Source organism: Paenibacillus bouchesdurhonensis, assembly GCF_900155685.1.
GTDB lineage: Bacteria > Bacillota > Bacilli > Paenibacillales > Paenibacillaceae > Fontibacillus > Fontibacillus bouchesdurhonensis.
Window position 1 is genome coordinate 3,359,730 of sequence record NZ_LT732548.1, and the last position, 22,418, is coordinate 3,382,147.

At 48.8% G+C, this 22,418-nt stretch carries 20 protein-coding genes; all 20 read right to left on the minus strand.

Annotation, left to right across the window (positions count from 1 at the left end):
• Nucleotides 1-214 precede the first annotated feature (214 nt).
• The 20 genes from rpsO to rpsB all read right to left on the minus strand — a co-directional run bounded on the left by rpsO (nucleotide 215) and on the right by rpsB (nucleotide 22,221).
• On the minus strand, nucleotides 215-484 hold the full coding sequence (rpsO, locus tag CZ379_RS19095) for a 30S ribosomal protein S15 (RefSeq protein WP_110933072.1): 270 nt from the start codon (nucleotides 482-484) through the stop codon (nucleotides 215-217).
• 195 nt (nucleotides 485-679) lie between these two features.
• Complete coding sequence (locus CZ379_RS19100) at nucleotides 680-1,633, minus strand: bifunctional riboflavin kinase/FAD synthetase (RefSeq protein ID WP_407668686.1); 954 nt, start codon at nucleotides 1,631-1,633, stop codon at nucleotides 680-682.
• 35 nt (nucleotides 1,634-1,668) lie between these two features.
• Entirely contained in the window at nucleotides 1,669-2,592 is a 924-nt protein-coding gene (gene truB / locus CZ379_RS19105; RefSeq protein WP_110933073.1) for a tRNA pseudouridine(55) synthase TruB, read from the minus strand.
• Nucleotides 2,589-3,566 (minus strand): DHH family phosphoesterase, encoded by a 978-nt coding sequence (locus CZ379_RS19110; RefSeq protein WP_110933074.1) that lies wholly within the window; start codon nucleotides 3,564-3,566, stop codon nucleotides 2,589-2,591. Before CZ379_RS19110 ends, truB begins: the two co-directional genes overlap by 4 nt.
• A gap of 17 nt (nucleotides 3,567-3,583) precedes the next feature.
• Nucleotides 3,584-3,937, minus strand: a complete 354-nt coding sequence (rbfA, locus tag CZ379_RS19115) for a 30S ribosome-binding factor RbfA (RefSeq protein ID WP_110933075.1) — start codon at nucleotides 3,935-3,937, stop codon at nucleotides 3,584-3,586.
• A gap of 15 nt (nucleotides 3,938-3,952) precedes the next feature.
• On the minus strand, nucleotides 3,953-6,508 hold the full coding sequence (gene infB / locus CZ379_RS19120; protein WP_110933076.1) for a translation initiation factor IF-2: 2,556 nt from the start codon (nucleotides 6,506-6,508) through the stop codon (nucleotides 3,953-3,955).
• Entirely contained in the window at nucleotides 6,501-6,824 is a 324-nt protein-coding gene (locus CZ379_RS19125) for a L7Ae/L30e/S12e/Gadd45 family ribosomal protein (RefSeq protein WP_110933077.1), read from the minus strand. The genes infB and CZ379_RS19125 overlap by 8 nt, the downstream gene beginning before the upstream one ends.
• Complete coding sequence (gene rnpM, locus CZ379_RS19130) at nucleotides 6,817-7,131, minus strand: RNase P modulator RnpM (protein ID WP_110933078.1); 315 nt, start codon at nucleotides 7,129-7,131, stop codon at nucleotides 6,817-6,819. The genes CZ379_RS19125 and rnpM overlap by 8 nt, the downstream gene beginning before the upstream one ends.
• Nucleotides 7,132-7,172: 41 nt before the next feature.
• Nucleotides 7,173-8,270, minus strand: coding sequence for a transcription termination factor NusA (gene nusA, locus CZ379_RS19135; protein ID WP_110933079.1), 1,098 nt, complete (start codon nucleotides 8,268-8,270; stop codon nucleotides 7,173-7,175).
• Between the two features lie 39 nt (nucleotides 8,271-8,309).
• Nucleotides 8,310-8,771 carry a ribosome maturation factor RimP gene (gene rimP, locus CZ379_RS19140; RefSeq protein WP_110933080.1) on the minus strand — a complete coding sequence of 154 codons (462 nt, stop codon included), beginning with the start codon at nucleotides 8,769-8,771 and terminating at the stop codon, nucleotides 8,310-8,312.
• Nucleotides 8,772-8,989: 218 nt separating this feature from the next.
• On the minus strand, nucleotides 8,990-13,306 hold the full coding sequence (locus CZ379_RS19145) for a PolC-type DNA polymerase III (RefSeq protein ID WP_110933081.1): 4,317 nt from the start codon (nucleotides 13,304-13,306) through the stop codon (nucleotides 8,990-8,992).
• 223 nt (nucleotides 13,307-13,529) lie between these two features.
• Nucleotides 13,530-14,981, minus strand: a complete 1,452-nt coding sequence (gene proS, locus CZ379_RS19150; RefSeq protein WP_110933082.1) for a proline--tRNA ligase — start codon at nucleotides 14,979-14,981, stop codon at nucleotides 13,530-13,532.
• Nucleotides 14,982-15,015: 34 nt separating this feature from the next.
• The gene (gene rseP / locus CZ379_RS19155; protein ID WP_110933083.1) at nucleotides 15,016-16,293 is read right to left on the minus strand and encodes an RIP metalloprotease RseP; all 1,278 of its coding nucleotides are present in this window, start codon (nucleotides 16,291-16,293) and stop codon (nucleotides 15,016-15,018) included.
• Between the two features lie 118 nt (nucleotides 16,294-16,411).
• On the minus strand, nucleotides 16,412-17,551 hold the full coding sequence (locus tag CZ379_RS19160) for a 1-deoxy-D-xylulose-5-phosphate reductoisomerase (RefSeq protein WP_110933084.1): 1,140 nt from the start codon (nucleotides 17,549-17,551) through the stop codon (nucleotides 16,412-16,414).
• Nucleotides 17,552-17,618: 67 nt separating this feature from the next.
• Nucleotides 17,619-18,422: a phosphatidate cytidylyltransferase gene (locus tag CZ379_RS19165; protein WP_110933085.1), complete on the minus strand. Its 804-nt coding sequence runs from the start codon at nucleotides 18,420-18,422 to the stop codon at nucleotides 17,619-17,621.
• A gap of 21 nt (nucleotides 18,423-18,443) precedes the next feature.
• Nucleotides 18,444-19,211, minus strand: coding sequence for an isoprenyl transferase (locus CZ379_RS19170; protein ID WP_110933086.1), 768 nt, complete (start codon nucleotides 19,209-19,211; stop codon nucleotides 18,444-18,446).
• A 70-nt stretch (nucleotides 19,212-19,281) separates the two neighbouring features.
• Nucleotides 19,282-19,836 (minus strand): ribosome recycling factor, encoded by a 555-nt coding sequence (gene frr, locus CZ379_RS19175; RefSeq protein ID WP_110933087.1) that lies wholly within the window; start codon nucleotides 19,834-19,836, stop codon nucleotides 19,282-19,284.
• Nucleotides 19,836-20,564 (minus strand): UMP kinase, encoded by a 729-nt coding sequence (gene pyrH, locus CZ379_RS19180; RefSeq protein WP_110933088.1) that lies wholly within the window; start codon nucleotides 20,562-20,564, stop codon nucleotides 19,836-19,838. Before pyrH ends, frr begins: the two co-directional genes overlap by 1 nt.
• Nucleotides 20,565-20,729: 165 nt before the next feature.
• A complete protein-coding gene (gene tsf, locus CZ379_RS19185; RefSeq protein WP_110933089.1) occupies nucleotides 20,730-21,380 on the minus strand; it encodes a translation elongation factor Ts in 651 nt (216 codons plus the stop codon).
• Nucleotides 21,381-21,522: 142 nt separating this feature from the next.
• The gene (rpsB, locus tag CZ379_RS19190; protein WP_110933090.1) at nucleotides 21,523-22,221 is read right to left on the minus strand and encodes a 30S ribosomal protein S2; all 699 of its coding nucleotides are present in this window, start codon (nucleotides 22,219-22,221) and stop codon (nucleotides 21,523-21,525) included.
• Between the last annotated feature and the right edge of the window lie 197 nt (nucleotides 22,222-22,418).

Below are 22,418 nucleotides of genomic sequence, written 5' to 3' on the forward strand. Positions count from 1 at the left end.
CTCCTTTTGCTCAAATCATAAACGAAGTTGAATATGACTGAAGAAGGAGCAGGCAGTCTATCCCCACTCACAACAAAAGCTCCTGAAGGAGCCATATATACGTGAAAACAAAGCGTGTACATTCCATAACTGTTAAAAAGCAACCCGATTGCCACCGTTCGCTGAAAATAGCGCATCCGGCGGCAACCAGGCTGCTTTAGTTAACCACGAGAAATTAACGACGCAATCCGAGCTTCTCGATCAAAGCGGAGTAACGTCTTACGTCTTTGTTCTTCAAGTATGCCAACAGCTTACGACGTTGGCCGACCATTTTCAGAAGACCGCGACGGGAATGATGATCCTTCTTATGCGAGCGCAAGTGTTCGGTCAAATTTACAATGTTCTCCGTAAGGATAGCAATTTGCACCTCTGGTGATCCTGTATCGGATTCATGAGTTTTGTGCTCTTCAATCAGTTGTTGTTTGCGTTCTTGAGTCAATGCCATCCTGTTCACCTCCTTTATCTAAATCGCCATTAGCCTCGTCGTCGGGCGGTGAGGTCCGGTCAACCAAGCTAAGGTTATAGTTGTTATGATGAAAATACCAATCTCCACCATGAACAACGTAGATCAGTATACCATAAATAATAGACAAATGTAAATGCTGCTTGTAGGGATCGGGAAATAAATCGGCTTATGTTCCTAGTCAACTGCAAGCAGCAGGTTTTTTGCCGTATCCGCATCTTTACTAATCTGTGCCACAAGCTCATCGATCGAGCCGAATTTACGTTCCTCACGAATGAACTCTACCAATTCTACAGATAGGGGCTGGCCATATAAATCCCCGTTAAAATCAAATAAATGAACTTCCAGGGAAGGAGCAGCCTTATCGTTGTGAAAGGTTGGCTTGACTCCGACATTCATTACACCCTGCAGCCACTGCCCTTCATGGTTAACCCGTACAGCGTATACCCCCTTGGTCGGGAGTACGAAATGCTCCACCGGTCTAAGGTTGGCGGTAGGGAATCCGATTTTGCGACCCCGTTTCTCGCCATGCATCACGATTCCTTGAATCGCATATCTGCGTCCTAGCCAGCGCGCAGCAAGCTGTACATTCCCCTCCAGGAGCGCTCTGCGTATTCCCGAGCTGCTCACTTTCTCTCCATGAATAAGGAACGGAGGAACCGTGTTCACTTCCAATGTGTTATCACTAAGCTCGCGTAGCATTCCGGCATCTCCTTCCCCCCGGTAACCGTAGCGGAAATCAAAGCCGACGACAGCCGTATGAACTTGAAGCGGAACAAGCACGCCAGACACAAAGTTTTGCGGGCTTACCCGCGAGAAAGCATCATTAAATTCCACAATATATACATAGTCCACACCCAAGCTCTTTAGAATTCGCTCTTTTTCGCGAGGGGGCGTCAGATATCCATCATAATCGCCTTTTCTCATGACTTCTTTTGGATGAGGATGAAAAGTCATCACCGCTGCCGGCAGATTTAGGGATCCTGCAAGCCGAACCGCCGATTCGATCACGCTCACATGACCTAAATGCAAGCCGTCAAATTGGCCAATGGCCAGCACCTGCGGCCTGGTGCTAAAGTCTAAGATCTCTTTTGTAAGAGGATAGGTTAGATTCATTGTTTCCACTATCATTTCACCTGCAATTTCACTCGGATTAGCACGCAATTTCATTCTGGCGGGAATACTTTGACAGGCGTAATCGCCCCCGTAGTCTCTTCACCGCAAAAAATACCCAAAAACTGACCGGCCGCACCATATAATCGGATATTCTCTCCCCAGCGCACCGGCGGCTCAAGCAGCCTGGAGGAAAGCCGTTGTCCTTGCAAAGCATGCTTCACCTTCTCTTCAGGGATGTGATGTGCTGGCAAGTGGCTCACCGCTATATCAACAGGTATAAGCCGGCCTTCCAAGGTTCCCTCTTCCGCGTGAGCGGCAATCTCCTCAAGCGTCAGGCACTCCGCTTCCGAAATGCCTGCTGAAATCGTTCTTTTCAGCTCGGCCATGGCGGCAGGTACGCCTAGCGCACGACCGATATCCACGCAAAGTGTACGAATATATGTTCCTTTAGAGCACAGCACCCGAAATGAAATTGACGGATATGTTCCCTCAGGCTGATAAGAAATGAGCTCCAGTTCCTCAATCGTAACTTCCCTCGCCTTGCGTTCCACCGTTTTACCTTCACGGGCTAATTCATACAATCTTTTTCCATCCTGCTTCAACGCTGAATACATTGGCGGTACCTGAGAAATTGTTCCGATAAATTGACCTAAAACCGCTCTTACTTGTTCCTCGGTAACGCTTAGCCCTTCTATGCGCTCCATGATCGTACCTGACATATCTTCCGTATCGGTAGCGACACCGAGTAGCAGCGTCGCCTCGTACTCTTTAGGGAGCTCCTGCAAATACTCTACCATTCTTGTAGCCCGTCCGAGACAGAGCGGAAGCACGCCCGTCACAGCCGGATCCAGTGTACCCGTGTGTCCGATCCGTTTCATCTTTAATATGCCACGTGTTTTGGCCACGACATCATGCGAGGTAAATCCGGCCGGTTTATGGACGGCTAGTATTCCTTCATAAGACTTCGGCTTCATAATCGAGACTTCACCTGCTCTACAATTTGCGAGACAACCTCATCCAGGCTGCCTTGCATCCGCACTCCTGCTGCACGTACATGTCCACCGCCGCCAAATCCATGAGCTACAGCAGATACATCAACCTTACCGGCAGATCTCAAACTAACTTTTACGGCATGTTCATCAATGACTTTAAATAATAAGCCAACCTCAACGCCTTGAATGTTGCGAGGATAATTCACAATCCCCTCCAAGTCCTCGTGAATGGCTCCTGACTGCTTCATATCTTCGTCATTAATTGTTACCCAACTGATTTTGCCGTCCTCACTCATTTTCAGCCCGTTCAAGGCTCTCGTCAATAAACGAATTTGCGGCAGTGTCATCTCTTCCAGTAACAATTGAGACAATCCAGGACCATCCACGCCATAGCCCAATAAATCGGATGCGATGGCCATCACTCTTGGAGATGTGCTGGAGTAACGAAAACCACCCGTATCGGTAAGGAGACCCGTATAAATTGCAGTTGCGATATCATGATCCAGCCCGAGATTCAGCCAGTTCACGAGATCGTATAGCACCTGCACCGTCGCCGCAGCCTCGGGTACAATTAGGTTGATGCTTCCAAATCCGTCATTCGTGGGATGATGGTCGATGTTCACAATTTGCGCATCCGTTGCAAAATACTCGCTCGTCCTTCCGACACGGCGGAAATCAGCACAGTCTACGCAAATGATATGTTTATAGGACTTGCCTAGAGAGGTTACTGACAGATCCATGATGCGATCCGAATGCAGCAAGTAAGACATACGCTGAGGAATCGGCCCTTCATTGACCATAACGTAATTCTTACCCAGACATGAGAGAAGCCAGCCCACCACGAGGGTGGAACTGACTGCATCTCCGTCCGGCTGTACATGCGACACTACCAGGAAATCATCATGATCCTTCAGAAACTGCTCTACCTGTCGGAACTCCTGTTCATTGGTCTGCATTGCCGTCTCCTTTAAATTCATTTATCCTCGTCTTGCGTAATCTCTCCAAGCAGCTTCTCAATACGGCTGCCATATTCAATCGACTCATCGACTTTAAAGATCAACTCTGGTGTGTGACGCAATCGCATTCGCTTGCCAAGCTCGGTTCGAAGAAAGCCAATCGCTTTCTCCAGCCCTTTCAGCGAATCCGACTTCTTCTCCTCATCGCCAAATACGCTAATGTATACTTTCGCTTGCGATAAATCGCTTGTAACGTCCACGCCGGTCACCGTGACAAATCCGATTCGCGGATCTTTGACTTCATTCTGAATGAGCAGACTGAGTTCTTTCTTAATCTGTTCGCCTACACGGCCGACACGATTTTTAGCCATTGTTGTCACCTCACCTTACTTCCGTTCGACGGCCTCCATTATAAATGCTTCGATAATGTCGCCCTCTTTAAGATCATTAAAGTTATCAAGTGTAATACCGCACTCATAACCTTGGGCAACTTCCTTCGCATCGTCCTTGAATCGCTTGAGTGAATCAATTTTGCCTTCATATACGACGATTCCGTCGCGAACGAGACGAGTTTCTGCGTTGCGCGTAATTTTACCCGAGGTAACCATGCAGCCTGCAATCGTACCTACTCTGCTGAGTTTGAATGTATTGCGAACTTCGGCGTGGCCGATGACAACCTCTTTATATTCAGGGTCAAGCATTCCCTTCATAGCCTGTTCAATTTCTTCAATCGCTTTATAGATAACGCGATGGAGACGAATATCTACCTTCTCCTGCTCGGCCGTCGCCTTCGTCTGGTTATCCGGACGAACGTTAAAGCCGATTACAATCGCATTAGATGCTGCTGCGAGAATAATATCCGATTCGGTGATGGCACCCGCGCCGCTGTGAATGATTTTCACGCGCACGCCTTCCACTTCGATTTTCTCCAGCGAGCCTTTGAGCGCCTCGACCGAGCCCTGTACGTCTGCTTTGATGATAACATTCAGATCTTTAATTTCGCCGTCCTTAATATGACGGAACAGGTCGTCAAGCGTGACTCGAGTATTGCCGCCAAGTTCGGATTGACGCTGGGTAATCGCACGCTTGTCAGCGATGGAACGGGCTTTGCGCTCATCCTCGAATACTATGAACGGATCGCCAGCCAGCGGCACTTCAGTCAAGCCAGTGATTTCAACCGGCGTGGAAGGCCCCGCTTCTTTCAAACGCCGGCCTTTATCATTGACCATGGCGCGAATACGTCCAAAGCAGTTCCCGGCAACAAATGCGTCGCCAACTTTCAGCGTACCGTGCTGCACCAGCACGCGAGCAACTGGGCCGCGGCTCTTGTCCAGCTCGGCCTCGATCACCGCACCGCGAGCACGTTTGTCTGGATTCGCTTTATATTCATTGACCTCTGCTACAAGCAAGATCATCTCCAGCAGGTCTTCCAGTCCCATTCTTTGCTTCGCAGACACGTTAACGAAGATGGTTTCTCCGCCCCATTCTTCCGGAACGAGACCATACTCAGTCAGTTCCTGTTTAACCTTGTCCGGGTTAGCCGTCGGTTTATCAATCTTGTTCACGGCAACGATGATTGGAAGGCCTGCAGCTTTGGCGTGGTTGACCGCTTCCACCGTCTGTGGCATGACGCCGTCATCCGCAGCTACAACGATAATCGTAATGTCCGTTAACTGTGCGCCACGAGCACGCATCGCCGTGAACGCTTCATGCCCCGGGGTATCGAGGAACGTAATCTTCTTATTATTAATCTCTACCTGGTAAGCGCCGATATGCTGGGTAATGCCCCCAGCTTCGCCGCTGCTGACATTCGTTGAGCGAATCGCATCAAGAAGCGTCGTTTTACCATGGTCAACGTGACCCATGATCGTCACTACTGGAGGACGCTCCAACAAATCCGCTTCATCGTCGTTCTCTTCCAATGTCTCGAAGCGATCTTCCTCTACCGGAATTTTCACTTCAACCTCAACGCCGAAGTCGCCTGCAAGCAGCAGGATCGTGTCGATGTCCAATTCCTGGTTGATCGTCGCCATGACGCCGAGCATGATAAGCTTCTTGATGACTTCTGAAGCATCTTTATGCAGCAGCTTGGCTGCTTCCCCAACCGTCATATTGCCGCGAACGATAATCTTCTTCGGAGTGTTGTCGATCTTCTCGCGCGGCGGCTGCTGAGGAGCGTTCCTGCCGCGGCCGCCTTTTCCCCCACGATTGTTCTTATAATTGCCTGGTCTGTTGTCGTCAAAGCGTCTTTGGCCAGGTCTGTTGTTATTCCCCTTGCGTTGTCCTTGTCCTTGTCCTTGCCCTTGTCCTTGGTTTCTGCCAGAAGAGTAATTTTCATTACTGGACTGAGCCGGACGCGCCTGTGCTCCTTGGCGGGAAGGCCCTGCCGAATTTGTGTTGGCACGTTGTCCGCCAGCTTGTTGCGAACCTCGATTAGCTTGGGAGTTATTCCGATTCCCTTGCTGATTTCCGCCGCTAGGCCGATTGTTTCTTTCTTGCGTTGCTTGTGCTCCGCCCGTCTGGGAGGATGTTTTTACATCATGTGTTCTATTATTCATACTTACCTGCTTTTCTTGTTGATTTTTTGTCTTGCTTGGCGTACTGCTGTTCGTTCTAAGGCTCTGACCTTGATCTTCACGCTGGCCGGCACCTGCACCGGCCCCAGTTTTCGGCGTTTGGCTTCCTCCTGCGGAAGCTGGCGCCGACGATTTAGCTGGAGATTTCGTAGGTTCGGAACCTTCCCGTTTGGCAGCAGCATTGTTCTTAATATCTTTGAAAAACTGTTCTACCCGCGATACGGCATCATTCTCCATCACGCTCATGTGATTGTTAACGGGGATATTAAGCCGTTTAAGAATCGTAATAATTTCCTTACTGCTCATATTGAGCGATTTCGCATATTCATACACCCTGAGCTTATCTTTGTTCTCTTGTTTACTCAATATACTCCACCTCCGACGTTTTCACGACCGTTTTCCGAATCATATCGGCAAATCCCTGATCCATCAGAGCCAGAACGACTCGTTCCGGCTTACCGACGCTTGAACCAAGCTGCTCCCGGTCGTATCCGATGATCAATGGAACTTTGTAGGTTGCGCATTTATCGCGAAATTTCTTGCGAGCATTCGCAGACGCATCCTCTGCAACGATGACGAGCTTAGCCTCCCCGGAGCGAACCGCCTTAAGGACGCTCTCATCCCCGGTGACTACTTTACCTGCCCGCATCGCAAGGCCAAGCCCGGACAGCACTTTACTCATCGGCATCCTCTTCCCGATCGCGTTCAGCGATAAAGTCAACCTCTACCGCAAGGAAGTCTCGTGCCAGCTGCTCATAAACCTCTGCGCCAACCGGCGATTTAAGCGCCCTGTCCAATGCCCTATTTTTATGGGCCAGCTTGAAACAGGACTCTTGGCCGCATAAATAGGCGCCGCGGCCTGATTTCTTGCCCGTCAAATCAATCGAAACGTCTCCTTCCGGAGAGCGTACGATACGAATCAGCGACTTTTTGGGCTTCATTTCATTGCAAGCTACGCATTTGCGCAGCGGTATCTTTCTAGGTTTCATTTCCTTCGCCCCCCGTCCCATACGTGCATTAGAGGTTATTTTTAATCGACGGAAACGGAATCCTGCGGCAATTCGCCTGAGTCTGTCTTTTCTCTTCCAAATTCCTCTTCCGCTTGACTTTCGCTCTTGATGTCGATTTTCCATCCTGTCAGCTTGGCTGCAAGACGGGCATTCTGCCCTTTAATACCGATAGCAAGCGAGAGCTGATAGTCAGGAACGATCACGCGGGCCATCTTCTCCGCTTCGAATACCTGAACTTCAAGCACCTTCGAAGGGCTGAGCGCATTGGCTACATATTCCTCGACGCTTTCGGAATAGCGCACAATATCGATTTTCTCGCCGCGCAGTTCATTCACGATCGTTTGAACACGAGTCCCCTTAGGACCGACGCAAGATCCAACCGGATCTACTTCACTGTTGCGAGAATACACCGCGATTTTGGAGCGAAAGCCTGCTTCCCGCGCCACAGAGCGAATCTCTACGACGCCGTCAAAAATTTCCGGCACCTCAAGCTCGAACAAGCGCTTAAGCAATCCCGGGTGCGTACGAGAAAGTAAAATTTGCGGTCCCTTAGTCGTATTCTCTACCTTAGTAATGTAAGCTTTGATACGGTCTCCATGTTTAAACTTCTCATTAGGCATCAGTTCATTAAGCGGAAGATGGGCCTCGATTTTGCCAAGATCCACGTAAACGTTGCGTTGATCCTGACGCTGGACGATGCCGGTAACGATATCCTCTTCCTTCTCGACAAAAGCATTGTAAATCAAGCCCCGCTCAGCTTCACGGATGCGCTGGGTCACGACCTGCTTGGCCGTCTGTGCAGCGATGCGTCCGAAATCACGAGGCGTTACTTCAATCTCGGAGATATCATCCAATTGAAAACTTGGATTAATCTCGCGAGCAGCGGGCAGAGAAATTTCGGTCCGCGGATCAAGCACCTCTTCCACGACAAGCTTGCGGGCAAAAACCTTAATCGCCCCGGTATGGCGATTCATGTCGACACGAACGTTCTGTGCCGTGTTGAAATTACGTTTGTAACTGGAAATCAGAGCGGCTTCAATCGCTTCGAACAAAATATCTTTGCTGATTCCTTTTTCCCTTTCCAACTCATTTAAGGCTTCAATAAAATCCATACTCATCTGCCTCGAGCTCCCCCTTTCATATTCCCGAATAGGTCATTAAAAAATGATGGCCAACCTTGCGCTGGCGACTTTGTTATATGGAATGGCGTAATCCTTCTTTCCGACCGTGACGACGAGTTCATCATTGTCAAAAGAAAGAAGCCGGCCCTCAAATTCCTTCAGACCATCTACCGGTTCATATGTAGTTACAAATACATCCTTGCCGACAGCATTACTAACATCCTCTGCCTTTTTGAGCGGACGTTCCGCCCCGGGTGAAGAGACTTCCAGAAAATAAGCGGACGGAATCGGATCTTCAGCGTCCAGCTTCTCGCTTAGATATTCGCTGATTCGGCCGCAATCATCAATATCGATGCCTCCATCCTTGTCAACGAAGACGCGCAGAAACCAATTGCTTCCTTCCTTCACGTATTCCACGTCTACCAGTTCAAAGCCGTTCTCCTGCAAAAAGGGGAGAACCATCTCTTCTACGGTCGCTTTGATCTTCGGTGTGCTCAAGCGTACATACCTCCATAAATTTCATTCCTATATACCAAAGAGTAAAGAGTGGGTTTCCCCACTCTTTAAACAACGGCTCTATCTCCATGATTACCAAAAAAATTATAACATAGTCCGGCATTAGTGACAAGTAAAACACCTTTACTGAGCAGACATAAGACGCTCTCGTAGAGCGCTTGCCAGTGCCCCCGAGAAGGCCATAGCTCCTCGCAGACAGTTTAGAACAGGGAAAGCTGGTTGCTTTCAGGCAGTCCGCGGAAGCATCCCATCGTATTCAGCAGCTCAACAACCGTCTTCGTCGCCTTCGATTTCTGCTGGAAATCCTCGATGGAAAGAAATTCTCCTTGCTCCTTTGCAGCAGCAATATTTCTAGCCGCATTGTCACCGATCCCCGCGAGCGCCGAAAACGGAGGAATCAGGGAATCCCCATCCACAATAAAGCGAGTGGCGTCCGAGCGGTAGAGATCGATGCTCTTAAAGCTGAATCCTCGAGCCGTCATTTCCAGCGCCATCTCTAAAATCGGCAGCATATTCCGCTCCTTCGGCAGTGCCTGGAACCCCTTTTGCTCGATTTCTTCGATTTTGCGGTAGATTGCCTCGTAGCCTTGGCAGAACAGCTCGATATCAAAATCTTCCCCACGTACGGAGAAATACGTCGCATAATATTCGATCGGATGATAAAGCTTAAAGTAAGCGGTACGCACGGCGGAAATAACATAAGCCGCCGCGTGCGCCTTCGGGAACATGTACTGGATCTTGAGGCAGGAATCGATGTACCATTGCGGCACCTTGCATCTCTTCATCTCATCGATCCATTCCTGGGACAAGCCCTTTCCTTTACGCACGCTCTCCGTAATTTTAAACGCCAGACCGGCATCCATGCCAGCCTTATAGATCAGGTACAGCATAATATCGTCCCGGCAACCGATAACGGTCTTAATGTTGCAAGTCCCGTTCTTGATCAGTTCCTGGGCATTGCCGAGCCATACGCCCGTACCATGGGACAATCCTGATATTTGCAGAAGGTCAGCAAATGAAGACGGCTGCGATTCCACCAGCATCTGGCGCACGAACTTCGTCCCCATCTCCGGTACTCCATAGGTCGCTACCGGCGTACGGATTTTCTCCGGCGTGACGCCGAGCGATTCCGTCGAGTTGAACATGCTCATCACCTTCGGATCGTTCATCGGAATCGTCGTCGGATCGACTCCGGTCAAGTCCTGCAGCATCCGCATCATCGTCGGATCATCGTGTCCGAGAATATCTAGCTTGAGCAGGTTCGCATCGAAGGCATGATAGTCGAAATGCGTCGTCTTCCATTCGGCGTTGATATCGTCCGCAGGGAATTGAACCGGCGTGATGTCCTCCACCTCAATGTAATCGGGAACGACGACGATCCCGCCGGGGTGCTGACCCGTGCTTCGTTTAACGCCCGTACAGCCTGACGCTAAGCGATTCAGCTCAGCGCCCCGCCACTGCTTATGATGCTCTTCCTCATATTTTTTTGCAAAGCCAAACGCTGTTTTCTCGGCCACCGTGCCGATTGTACCGGCGCGAAACACGCTTTTCTCGCCGAACATCTCTTTTGTAAAGTTATGGGCATGTGGCTGATATTCCCCCGAAAAGTTCAAATCGATATCGGGAACCTTGTCGCCCTTAAATCCTAGAAATGTCTCAAAGGGGATATCCTGACCCTCGCCCTTCAATTTCTCACCGCACTTCGGACATGGCTTATCCGGAAGGTCGAATCCGCTTGGTACGCTTCCGTCAAGGAACCATTCGCTATGCTTGCACTCCTCATTCATGCAAATATAATGCGCCGGAAGCGGGTTAACCTCCGAAATTCCGAGGAATGTCGCAACGACCGAGGAACCAACCGAACCCCGGGAGCCAACCAAATAGCCATCCCTATTCGATTTCTTAACAAGCCGTTCGGAAATCAGATAGTTGGCGGAGAAGCCGTATCTTATAATCGGCTCAAGCTCTTTTTCCAGACGCTGAACGACAACTTCTGGCAAATCCTCGCCATAAATCGATTTGGCCGTATCATAGCAAGTATTGCGAATTTCTTCATCTGCTCCTTCGAGAATGGGGGTAAAGAGCTTATCCGGGAATAATTCCAGCTCCTCGAACGAATCGGCTAGCACTGACGTATTTTTGACCACTACTTCGTAAGCCTTCTCTTCTCCGAGAAATTGGAATTCCTCGAGCATTTCTTCAGTCGTTCTAAAATGAGCATCTGGCTTGCGGATATCCTTAAGCGGACTGAAGCCGGTAATACCGTGGATCGTAATATCCCGATAAATCTTATCGCGAGGATCCAAGTAGTGTACGTTGCCGGTAGCTACTACCGGCTTACCGAGTTTAAAGCCAATTTCGCATACTTTGCGCAGCGCCGTCTCCAGCTCCTGCACGCTTCCGACGAGTCCCTTCTCGACAAGATGCATATACATGGTCAACGGCTGAATCTCCAAAACATCGTAAAATTCGGCCACCTGCTCTGCTTCCTCTACCGATTTATTTAGGACTGTCTCAAAGAACTCGCCTTTTTCGCAGCCCGATAAAATCAGCAGCCCATCTCTGAATTCGGCAAGCTTCGATTTCGGTATGCAGGCAACTCGTTTGAAATATTCCGTATGGGACATCGATACCAATTTATACAGGTTTTTCTTCCCGGTCGCATTAAGCGCATAAATGCAGCAGTGGAATGGCCGAGCGTTCGACAAATCCTTGCCGACTTTGGCATTTAGCTGTTCCAGCGTCTTATAGCCTTCAATTTTGACCGCATCCTCCAGCAATCCATTAAGAATTTCACCGAGCGCCAATGTGTCATCAATCGCCCGGTGATGATTCTCCAGCGATACCTTATATTTGGCAGCCAATGTATTCAGACGATGATTCTTCATTGTCGGAAACAGCATTCTAGCTAGCTCGAGTGTATCCAACACCGGATTGTCCATTGGCTTCTGCCCCAGCTCCTTCAGCTTGGCATTCACGAAACCGATATCAAACCTGGCATTATGAGCTACTAGTACAGCATCGCCGGCAAATTCGACAAATTCCTTGAGTACGGGCCCTACATCAGGTGCATCCCTAACCATATCATCATTGATGTTCGTCAACTGCTGAATATTATAAGGAATGCGAACATGCGGATTCACAAACGTGGCATAGCGATCCACTTCCTTGCCTTCCACCATTTTGACCGCTGCGATCTCGATGATTTTGTTTTGCGTAACCGATAAGCCCGTGGTCTCAATATCAAATACGATATATGTAGCACCCCTTAAATCGTCGGCTCGCGGATTCAATACGACGGCAACATCATCATTTACAACGTTGGCCTCAAGTCCATAAATCATTTTGATACCATGCTTGCCCGCCGCTTTGACCGCTTCCGGATAGCACTGAATGCCCCCATGATCCGTTACAGCAATCGCTTTATGTCCCCATTTTGCCGCTGTTTTGATATATTCGCCGATTGGGGTTACCGCGTCCATCGTACTCATGGTCGAGTGCAAATGGAACTCGACGCGCTTCTCCGGAGCATTATCCTTGCGGCTTGGCGGTGAAGAGACTTCGTTGACGTCTGATGGAATCATGACGAGTTCAGGTATTGGCATGAAACGATCCATTTCCACCCGACCGCGCGCCCTGATCCATTTACCGTTAGCCAACTGATTCATCACTTTCAAATCTTCCTTATTCTTGGCAAACAGCTTCATTTGCAGCGAATCCGTATAATCCGTCAAATTGAATATGAATAAAGTATTCCCGTTGCGAAGCTCTTTGCGATCCAGTCCAAAGATCATGCCCTGAATCGTAATCTTCTTCTCTTCATCCTGAATTTCCTGAAGCGGAACGGGCTGCTCCTTAATATCGTATCCGATCTGCAGCTTGATGACTTCCCCATCATCCTCTTCCGGCGAGGCTTCCACCGCCATGCTCTCCATCATTTGCTGAATGAAATCCCGTTCTTCCTCGACAATGCGCTGTTGAAATTCCTCAAAAGCCTCGGCACTATTCTTCCCAGTCTGAAGCTTCACGCGCAAAGTCAGAGCAAAATACGTTTCGTAGAAGGACACGATATAACGATCAATATTCTTCTTCTTAGCAAGCTCAAGAGCCATATCGTCAGTAAGGGTAATCGTAAGCAGATCCCCTTCGGTTTCATAAATAGCCCGGGCCATCCAGCCATTCACTGAGGGCACTTCACGCTGCACCCACTCGAGGAACAGCTTCCAATATTCCGACACAACATCAGCAGCCGCTGCATTTTTTCCATAGCGAAATTCAAACGAGATTTGAGCGATATGCTCCAGTCGTTCTTTCACACGCAAACAAAAAGTACGATAAGCCTGAGCGGGAACGAGCGTGTCTTTGCAAATCACAATCTTCCACTCTCTGTTGCTGCGACTTACTTCCACCTGCTCGATCCACCCGTCCGAGAAATAAGGATCTCTTAGTCCATCAGGCATTTCCGCCTGCTGCATTAACAATTCCAGCCTCTGTCTCTTCTCCCCAACTGCGGTCATGATATCCTCCCCCCGATACATTCCTCAATATGAGGTTAAGGTACGCGCTGCACATGAACATCAAATATTTAAAAAAAGAGCTTCCGTTACGAGGTCCGAGCGGGCTGTTGCCCACCCGGCAGCTCACTGCCGGAAGCCCTCCTATGTTTACTAACTTGTTTTTACTCACTGTCCTACACAAACAGCTCCCTGACTGGCAGTCCATTCATTGTCCAAGCTGCAATCAGTACGCTCTCGCAAAAATAACTGTGTGCTGTGCTTCTTCTCCGCATACGAGACATGTCGACTTCGACGTTGCCGGTTCAAAAGGTATGTTCCGGCTCGTTGCACCTGTCTCATCTTTGACATGTTTCTCGCAAGCTTCCGAACCGCACCAGCCTGCCAATGTGAAGCCGCGCTTCTCCTCGATGCTCGCTTTCATCTCATCGAGCGTATCCACGCTATAGAAATGCTCTTCGCGGAAAGCTTTGGCTCGCTCATACATTTCATTATGAACCTGCTCCAGCATCGCCTGAACCTCTTCCACAAGATTGTCCTGCTGCACTACCTTCTTCTCGCCGGAAATCCGGGAGACAAGCACACAGACGCCATTATCCATATCACGAGGGCCAATCTCCAGTCGAACCGGCACGCCGCGCATTTCATACTCATTGAATTTCCAACCTGGACGCACGTCAGCCCGGTCATCCATTCCGACGCGAATACCCGCCTTCTTCAATTGAGCGAATAGCTCATCTGCTCGGCCTATGACCGCATCCCGTGTCTTCGGCGGGCCGATCGGAATGATCATGACTTGCTTCGGTGCCACCTTCGGCGGCAAAGCAAGTCCGCGGTCATCTCCATGAACCATTATGAGAGAACCAATCAGACGTGTGCTGACTCCCCATGAAGTCGTATGAACGTATTCCTGCACGTTGTCGCGGTTCAAATATTGAATATTGAAGGCAACGGCAAAATTCGTTCCAAGATAGTGGGATGTACCTGCTTGAACGGCCCGGCCATCCTTCATCATCGCTTCAATCGAATACGTATCCACTGCTCCGGCAAATTTTTCCGAAGGTGTCTTCTGGCCCACAATCACCGGAATAGCCAAGTAATTTTCAACGAAGTCACGGTAAATTTCTAGCATTTGCATCGTTTCTTCACGTGCTTCCTGCTCATTCTCATGAGCCGTATGACCTTCCTGCCACAGGAACTCGCTCGTCCGCAAGAACGGCAACGTCCGCTTCTCCCAACGAACGACGTTGGCCCATTGGTTAATGAGAACTGGCAAGTCCCGATAGGACTGAATCCACTTTTCGTACATATGGCCGATCATCGTCTCCGAGGTTGGACGAATGGCCAGACGCTCCTCTAATTTCTCGCCCGCAGCCTCTGTCACCCACGGAAGCTCAGGATTAAAGCCTTCCACATGCTCCTTTTCCTTCTGAAAGAAGCTTTCTGGGATGAAGAGTGGAAAGTAAGCATTGCGATGGCCCGTCTCTTTGAAACGGCGATCCAACTCTTCCTGGATGTGCTCCCAAATTTCGTAACCGTCCGGTTTAAATACGATACAACCGCGCACTGGCGAATAATCCATCAGATCTGCTTTTTTGATGACATCGATATACCAGCGTGAGAAATCCTCACTTTGCGGGGTAATTTCAGTTACGAATTGTTTCTCCTCATTAGCCATATCCAACCTAGTCCTCCCATTAATAAACACAGTATTATCCGTTAATCAATCGTAAAATGTCATTATAGGTTACAGCAATCATTAGCAGGAATAACATTGCGAAGCCGACAAAATGCACCATTCCCTCGCGGTTCGGATCAACTGGCTTGCCGCGAATCGCTTCAACAGCAAGGAAGATAAGACGGCTTCCGTCAAGGGCCGGGATCGGCAGCAAATTGAAGATACCAAGATACAGGCTCAGTATCGCTGCCCAATAAGTCAGCTTCACGATTCCCTGCTTCGCAATTTGTCCGGTGACCTCAAAAGTACGTACCGGGCCTCCTAAATCATCCATCGAGAACTTCTGGATCAATTGCTGAAAGCCGATAAATATCATTTTGGTCGTATTCACCATATCTTTGCCTGCTACCGTAAATGTCTCGCCAAACGACGCACTTCGCGTCTCAAAATAGGTCACAATCGTCGTGCCTACCTTGCCGCCTTCCTGGTTCTCCATCGTTCGTGGGGTGACTGTAATCGGAATGATATCGTCCCCGCGACGAACCGTCCAGTTCATCGGCACATCTTTGGAGGCACCAATCGTCTCGATCAATTTCTCGGCATCCGTACCCACAGGCACTCCGTTAATCGTCTCGATGATGTCACCTCGCTGAAGTCCTGCCTCCGAAGCAGGCATCTTCTCAATCACATCGCCGATTTCCAAATGTTCCGGCTCATCTAGAGGAATTCCCGCCATTTGCGTATGGAGGGCAAAAAGCACAAAAGCCAAAATAAAGTTCATCAAAGGGCCGGCAAAAATAGACAATGCACGTTGCCCTACCGTCTTGCTTGCGAATTGGCGGTCAAGCGGGGCGATTTGAGTCTCTTTACCCTTGGCTACCATCATCGCCCGCGGATGTACCTTGTAATTAACAATTTCTCCATCGACGTCCAGCACGATAGCCAGCCTGTCTTCCAAATCAACCTCTACAATTTCACCGCGGATAACATTTTTCCGGTTATCCAAGCGATCGAGGTAAATTTTCCGTACTTCCTGTCCTTCCAAGCGAAGCGCGACGGTTTGTCCGACCTGAATTTGAATCAGCTCCGGATCCTCGCCGGCCATTCTCGCATACCCGCCAAAAGGCAGCAATCGAAGCGTAAACTGGGTTTCGTCTCTTCGATAAGAGAACAATTTCGGCCCGAAGCCTATCGCGAATTCACGTACCAATATACCAGCCCGTTTGGCAAAATAATAATGTCCCCACTCATGTACTGTAACGATGACAAAGAACATGAGTATTGTCAAAAATATGATCCTCAGTAATTCCAATCGAAAGCATCCTCCTTTTGGCCACAGATCGTCCAGTTCATTTAGATTATCATTATTCTCCGATCAGGCACAAGAGAATACCAATATGGAAACTTTTTTTACACAGTGATCGGGGTAATCACAATGATGCGGCCATCTCTCTAGCCCACCGATCCGCAGCTTGAATCGTTTCTAGATCGGCTTGTTGTTGAGGTATATGCTCGGAGAGTACGGTTTCAATAATCGTTTCAATCTGCAGAAATGGAATTTCTCTCTTCATAAAACGGGCGACCGCCATTTCATTGGCTGCATTAAACACCGTCGTCGCCGTCCCTCCTATTTTACCACATTCAAAGGCAAGTCTTAAACAAGGGAATCGTTCGTAATCCATCTCTTGAAAATGAAGCTTACCCACCTCTGAAAGCGATAATCGCTTGGATGCGGATAAGAATCTTGCCGGGTAAGTCATGGCATATTGAATCGGAATGCGCATATCCGGTGTGCCGAGTTGGGCAATCACGCTTCCGTCACGATATTCAACGAAAGAGTGGATAATACTCTCCGGATGCAGAAGGACATTTATTCTGTCATAAGGAAGACCGAAGAGCCAATGCGCCTCAATAACTTCCAATCCTTTGTTGACCATCGTGGCCGAATCGACCGTAAGCTTGGCCCCCATCGACCAGTTCGGATGCTTGAGCGCGTCCTCCAGCGTTACATCCTTAAGCTGCTCCCGCGTTAAATGGCGGAAAGAACCGCCTGAAGCCGTTAAGGTGATTTGCTCGACATCATCCATACTCTCCCCGTTTAGGCATTGAAAGATCGCAGAGTGCTCACTATCTACGGGAAGCAATGCAACGCCTTTCTGCTTAGCCAGCTCTGTAACGATATGCCCTGCCGTCACAAGCGTCTCCTTGTTGGCGAGTCCGATCGTTTTTCCTTCAGATATTGCGGCTAATGTCGGCGGCAATCCTGCACTGCCTACAATCGCGCTCAACACAAAATCTGCATCGGTGCCTGCCGCCACTTCTACTAAGCCTTGCTCGCCGTAGAACAGCTCAACTCCGGCCGGGAGCAAAGGAGCTACTTGTTCCGCGAGCTGCTTATTTCCAATCGAAGCCTTCTTCGGGCGAAATGCGTTGACCTGCTGAATAAATAGATCGATATTCGTTCCGGCAGCTAAACCCTCCACAACAAATTGATCAGGATGTTGTCTAACGACGTCTAGAGTTTGCGTTCCAATCGAACCTGTGGAGCCAATGACAGCTATTTTTCTCATAACATACCTCACATGAATTAGATGACTATTCTGACGGCGGTCTATGAAGCGTTCAACGATTGAATTTTCAATAGTAAGGAAGCAGCATTAAAATATGTACAAACGGAAACACCACAACCCAACTATCACAGCGATCAAGAATGCCTCCATGGCCCGGCAGCAGCTTACCTGAATCTTTAATTCCGTAAACGCGTTTATAGGCGGATTGAATCAGATCGCCGAGCTGCCCCACTACAGCGGCTGATACTCCAAGCAAAAGAGCTCGTCCAATCGAAAGAAGCCCGCCAGAAAATAGGGAGAACAATACTGCTGCGACAATGGCAAGTGCAATGCCACCGATCGCCCCTTCCACGGTTTTGTTCGGGCTGATTGCAGGCCACAGCTTATTTTTCCCAAACCTTCTTCCGGTGAAATAAGCCCCCGCGTCACTGCTCCAGATCGCAGCCAGCATGAGGAACGTCCAGAATACGCCTTGTCCGTCCGGTGTTATCCGCGTAATGGCAATGGCTGAAAATCCGATACCAATATATGCAGTGCCGAGAAATAATATTGCAGCCTGGCTAATCGGAAATTCGTTTTTGCTAAATACCGTAACCGCTAGAAACAGGAACATCATTAACCACAGGGCAGGCAATACCTCAAGCGGCATGTTCAGGCCCAGCAGACTCCAGGGAAAAGTCATATAGAGTATACATAAATAACCGAGAATTGCAGCGCCTCTGAAAGCCGGCAATTTGATCATTCGCACGAACTCATAATAACCAACCAAAGCCATTGCCATGATTAGCATTTGATATCCCAGCCCGCCGAGCAGGCACATGCCTAGAAAAAAAATGCCAGCAATCAGTCCTGTAATTAACCGTGTTTTCAACCTTCTACACCTTCTATCCTGCTATGATAATCCACCATAGCGACGCGTACGCCGCTGATATTCGGCGACCGCTTCTACTAACTGCTCGCGGCCGAACTCAGGCCAATATAAGTCCGTAAACCATAATTCACTATAAGCCACCTGCCAGAGCATAAAGTTGCTAAGCCGAAGCTCGCCACCTGTGCGAATAAGCAAGTCAGGATCGCTCATACCATGAGACAGCAAGTTAGAATCGACCATTTCTTCCGTAATGTCATCCGGGGACAATTGCCCCTCCCGAACCTTACGTGCAATCACCTTCATACTCTCCGTCATTTCGCGACGGCTACCATAATTCAAAGCAAAATTCAATATAAGGCCGGTATTATCCTTCGTTCGAGAGATCGCTTCCTCCATGGCTTCAATCGTATGCCTGGGGAGATTATCCGTATGCCCCATCATCCGAACCTGAACGTTCTTCTCAATTAGCTCTTCCAGTTCGAGCGCCAGAAATTCTTGCGGCAGCGACATCAGGAAATCCACCTCATCCTTTGGCCGCTTCCAATTTTCTGTGGAGAACGCATATAAGGTCAAAATTCGAATGCCGAGTTCATCTGCAGCAATTGTAGCTCGTTTCACGGCCTTCATTCCTTTGCGATGCCCAACCACTCGCGGCAGACCTATTCTGCGAGCCCAACGCCCATTCCCGTCCATAATAATGGCAACATGTTCTGGAATGTTGTCGCTTGGCAACACTTTTGCAGAACGATTCCCCTTATTTTTCCACCAGGATTGAAATAACTTGATCATTCCTCTTCCTCCAGCCGGTGACGAAAAAGAGACAAACCCCACCGTAAAAGGAGGGGCCGCTTTTCGTCTCTTAAACTTCCATAATCTCTTTTTCTTTTACAGCGAGTACTTTATCGACTTCCGCGATAAATTTATCCGTGGACTTCTGGATATCATCCTGATGGCGGCGAGACTCGTCCTCCGAGATCTCCGTTTTCTCAAGTTTCTTGATATCGTCATTGGCATCACGACGGATGTTACGGATGGCAACTTTCGCTTCTTCACCGAATTTCTTCGTCATCTTGACCAGATCAACGCGGCGTTCTTCCGTTAGCGGTGGAATCGACAAACGGATCATTGAGCCGTCGTTAGCTGGCGTGAGCCCCAGATCGGACTTTTGGATCGCACGCTCAATTTCAGCCAGGGATGATTTGTCCCAAGGCTGGATCATCAGCGTACGGGAATCTGGCGTGTTAATGTTCGCCAACTGGTTAATCGGCGTCGGCGTCCCGTAATAATCCACTTGAATACGATCCAGCAGCGAAGGAGCCGCTCTTCCGGCACGCAGTGTTGCCAAATCTCTTTTTAATGACTGAATCGCCTTATCCATACGTTCTTCAGCGTTACTCTTAATCGATTGTGGCATTAATCTACACTTCCTTTCACGGTCGTTCCGATTTTCTCACCGAGGACTACTCGTTTAATATTATCTTGTTCCGTAATTGCAAACACGATAAGCGGAATGTCATTGTCCATGCATAGCGATGATGCTGTGGAATCCATAACGCCCAGATTTTTACTGAGCACTTCCATATAGGTAAGTATTTCATATTTCTCCGCTGTCGGATCCACAAACGGGTCTGCAGAGTATACGCCATCCACTTTATTCTTTGCCATTAAAATCACTTCAGCTTCGATTTCAGCGGCACGCAGTGCTGCAGTCGTATCCGTTGAGAAGAACGGGTTGCCTGTTCCAGCAGCGAAAATAACGACACGCCCTTTCTCCAAGTGCCGAATCGCACGGCGCCGTATGTATGGCTCGGCGATTTGCTGCATAGCAATCGAAGTCTGTACGCGTGTAGGCACATCGATTTGTTCCAGCGCATCCTGCAAAGCGAGCGAATTCATGACGGTGGCCAGCATCCCCATATAGTCCGCCGTAGCACGGTCAATGCCCTTTGCACTGCCCGCAATACCGCGCCATATGTTGCCGCCGCCGCAAACGATAGCGACCTGCACACCCAGCTCAACGACCTCTTTCACCTGCTCAGCAATCGACGAGATGGTCCCCGCATCGATTCCATACCCATTTTGACCAGCTAGCGACTCCCCACTTACCTTCAACACAACACGTTTAAAAACTGGCTGCTCCAATTGTATACCCTCCACTTTAGATGAACCCTCTTAGAGGTTGCCGGGGAATAGCGGCTGACAATAGGCCGCCGTGTTCCCCGTGCTCACACAATTAAGGGCGTATGGTTAAAAAAGAAGGAACACGCCGTGTTCCATCTCTCTATAACATTTAATTTAATGATACTCTTATTGATTTACTTGGGACATTACTTCTTCTACGAAGTTATCCACTTTTTTCTCCAAACCTTCACCCAGCTCGTAACGAACGAAACGACGAATCGAGATGTTTTCTCCGATAGTAGCGATTTTCTCGTTAAGCAGCGTAGCAATTGTTTTGTCTGGGTCTTTAACAAAGGACTGCTCCATCAAGCAATACTCTTCGTAGTATTTAGAAATACGTCCTTCAACCATTTTCTCAACGATTTTCTCAGGTTTGCCTTCGTTGAGCGCTTGAGCTTTCAGGATTTCCTTCTCTTTTTCAATTTCCTCTGCTGGAACCTCTTCGCGACGAACATAACGAGGGCTTGACGCAGCAATGTGGATTGCAATGTCACGAACGAATTCTTTAAATTGATCCGTCAAAGCGACGAAGTCAGTCTCACAGTTCACTTCAACGAGAACGCCAATCCGGCCGCCAGCGTGGATGTAAGATTCTACAACACCTTCAGTAGCAATACGTCCAGCTTTCTTTGCAGATGCAGCCAAACCCTTCTCACGAAGAAATTCAATCGCTTTCTCAATATCACCGTTCACTTCTTCAAGCGCTTTTTTGCAATCGAGCATACCTGCACCCGTTTTTTCGCGTAGTTCTTTTACCGCTTTTGCATCAACTGCCATTTTAATTTCCCTCCATATCGTATTAGGACGTAATCTGTGAAATTAACCAGAGATTTATCCTTTAAAAAAAGGGCAGTGAGAGGTTTGACACCTACCAACCACCCTTTTCATTTAATTCATCACTTATAATGGAAGCTCAGCATTAAGCTGTTGTTTGCTCCCCTTGGTTAGCTTCGATTACGGCGTCTGCCATTTTGCCAGTCAACAATTTAACCGCGCGAATCGCGTCATCGTTACCTGGAATGACATAGTCGATTTCATCCGGATCACAGTTAGTATCTACGATACCAACGATTGGGATACCCAATTTGCGAGCTTCTGCTACAGCGATGCGCTCTTTACGAGGATCGATGATGAACAATGCGCTCGGCAGACCCTTCATGTTCTTGATTCCGCCCAGGAATTTCTCCAGACGATCTTTCTCCTTGCGAAGAAGGATAACTTCTTTCTTCGGAAGCACTTCGAAAGTGCCGTCCTCTTCCCAGTTCTCCAATTGTTTCAAACGGTCGATCCGCTTTTGAATCGTCGAGAAGTTGGTCAGAGTTCCGCCAAGCCAGCGTTGGTTAATGTAGAATTGACCAGCGCGCTCAGCCTCTTCTTTCACGGAATCTTGAGCTTGTTTCTTAGTACCAACGAAAAGAATAGTACCGTTATCTTCGGCAATGCTCTTTACAAAGTTGTAAGCTTCTTCAACTTTCTTGACCGTTTTTTGCAGGTCGATAATGTAAATCCCGTTTCTCTCTGTGAAGATATAACGATCCATTTTCGGGTTCCAGCGACGTGTCTGGTGTCCGAAGTGTACGCCTGCTTCAAGCAGTTGCTTCATGGAAATGACTGCCATCTCCACGCACCTCCTAAGTTTTGGTTTTGTTTGATGCTTCCTCCGCGGGTTTCATCCCTCACCAAGACTTCTCATCCTCATGAAAAGCACCCTTGGTAAAATCAACCCCCGTGCGTTATAACACCGTCAATTAATATACCATAAGTGGCAAATGGATGCAACCAAAGTTGACCCGTTTCGGGCGGAATGGGTACTTT

What these genes read in the sequence shown, in the direction of transcription:
- CZ379_RS19160 (WP_110933084.1), bottom strand. Translation starts at nt 17,551, where the DNA reads ATGAGAAAAATAGCTGTCATTGGCTCCACAGGTTCGATTGGAACGCAA.
- rnpM (WP_110933078.1), bottom strand. Translation starts at nt 7,131, where the DNA reads ATGAAACCTAGAAAGATACCGCTGCGCAAATGCGTAGCTTGCAATGAA.
- CZ379_RS19170 (WP_110933086.1), bottom strand. Translation starts at nt 19,211, where the DNA reads ATGATCAAGTTATTTCAATCCTGGTGGAAAAATAAGGGGAATCGTTCT.
- nusA (WP_110933079.1), bottom strand. Translation starts at nt 8,270, where the DNA reads ATGAGTATGGATTTTATTGAAGCCTTAAATGAGTTGGAAAGGGAAAAA.
- CZ379_RS19100 (WP_407668686.1), bottom strand. Translation starts at nt 1,633, where the DNA reads ATGATAGTGGAAACAATGAATCTAACCTATCCTCTTACAAAAGAGATC.
- rpsB (WP_110933090.1), bottom strand. Translation starts at nt 22,221, where the DNA reads ATGGCAGTCATTTCCATGAAGCAACTGCTTGAAGCAGGCGTACACTTC.
- CZ379_RS19125 (WP_110933077.1), bottom strand. Translation starts at nt 6,824, where the DNA reads ATGAGTAAAGTGCTGTCCGGGCTTGGCCTTGCGATGCGGGCAGGTAAA.
- frr (WP_110933087.1), bottom strand. Translation starts at nt 19,836, where the DNA reads ATGCCACAATCGATTAAGAGTAACGCTGAAGAACGTATGGATAAGGCG.
- rpsO (WP_110933072.1), bottom strand. Translation starts at nt 484, where the DNA reads ATGGCATTGACTCAAGAACGCAAACAACAACTGATTGAAGAGCACAAA.
- CZ379_RS19110 (WP_110933074.1), bottom strand. Translation starts at nt 3,566, where the DNA reads ATGCAGACCAATGAACAGGAGTTCCGACAGGTAGAGCAGTTTCTGAAG.
- tsf (WP_110933089.1), bottom strand. Translation starts at nt 21,380, where the DNA reads ATGGCAGTTGATGCAAAAGCGGTAAAAGAACTACGCGAAAAAACGGGT.
- proS (WP_110933082.1), bottom strand. Translation starts at nt 14,981, where the DNA reads ATGGCTAATGAGGAGAAACAATTCGTAACTGAAATTACCCCGCAAAGT.
- CZ379_RS19145 (WP_110933081.1), bottom strand. Translation starts at nt 13,306, where the DNA reads ATGACCGCAGTTGGGGAGAAGAGACAGAGGCTGGAATTGTTAATGCAG.
- rbfA (WP_110933075.1), bottom strand. Translation starts at nt 3,937, where the DNA reads ATGGCTAAAAATCGTGTCGGCCGTGTAGGCGAACAGATTAAGAAAGAA.
- truB (WP_110933073.1), bottom strand. Translation starts at nt 2,592, where the DNA reads ATGAAGCCGAAGTCTTATGAAGGAATACTAGCCGTCCATAAACCGGCC.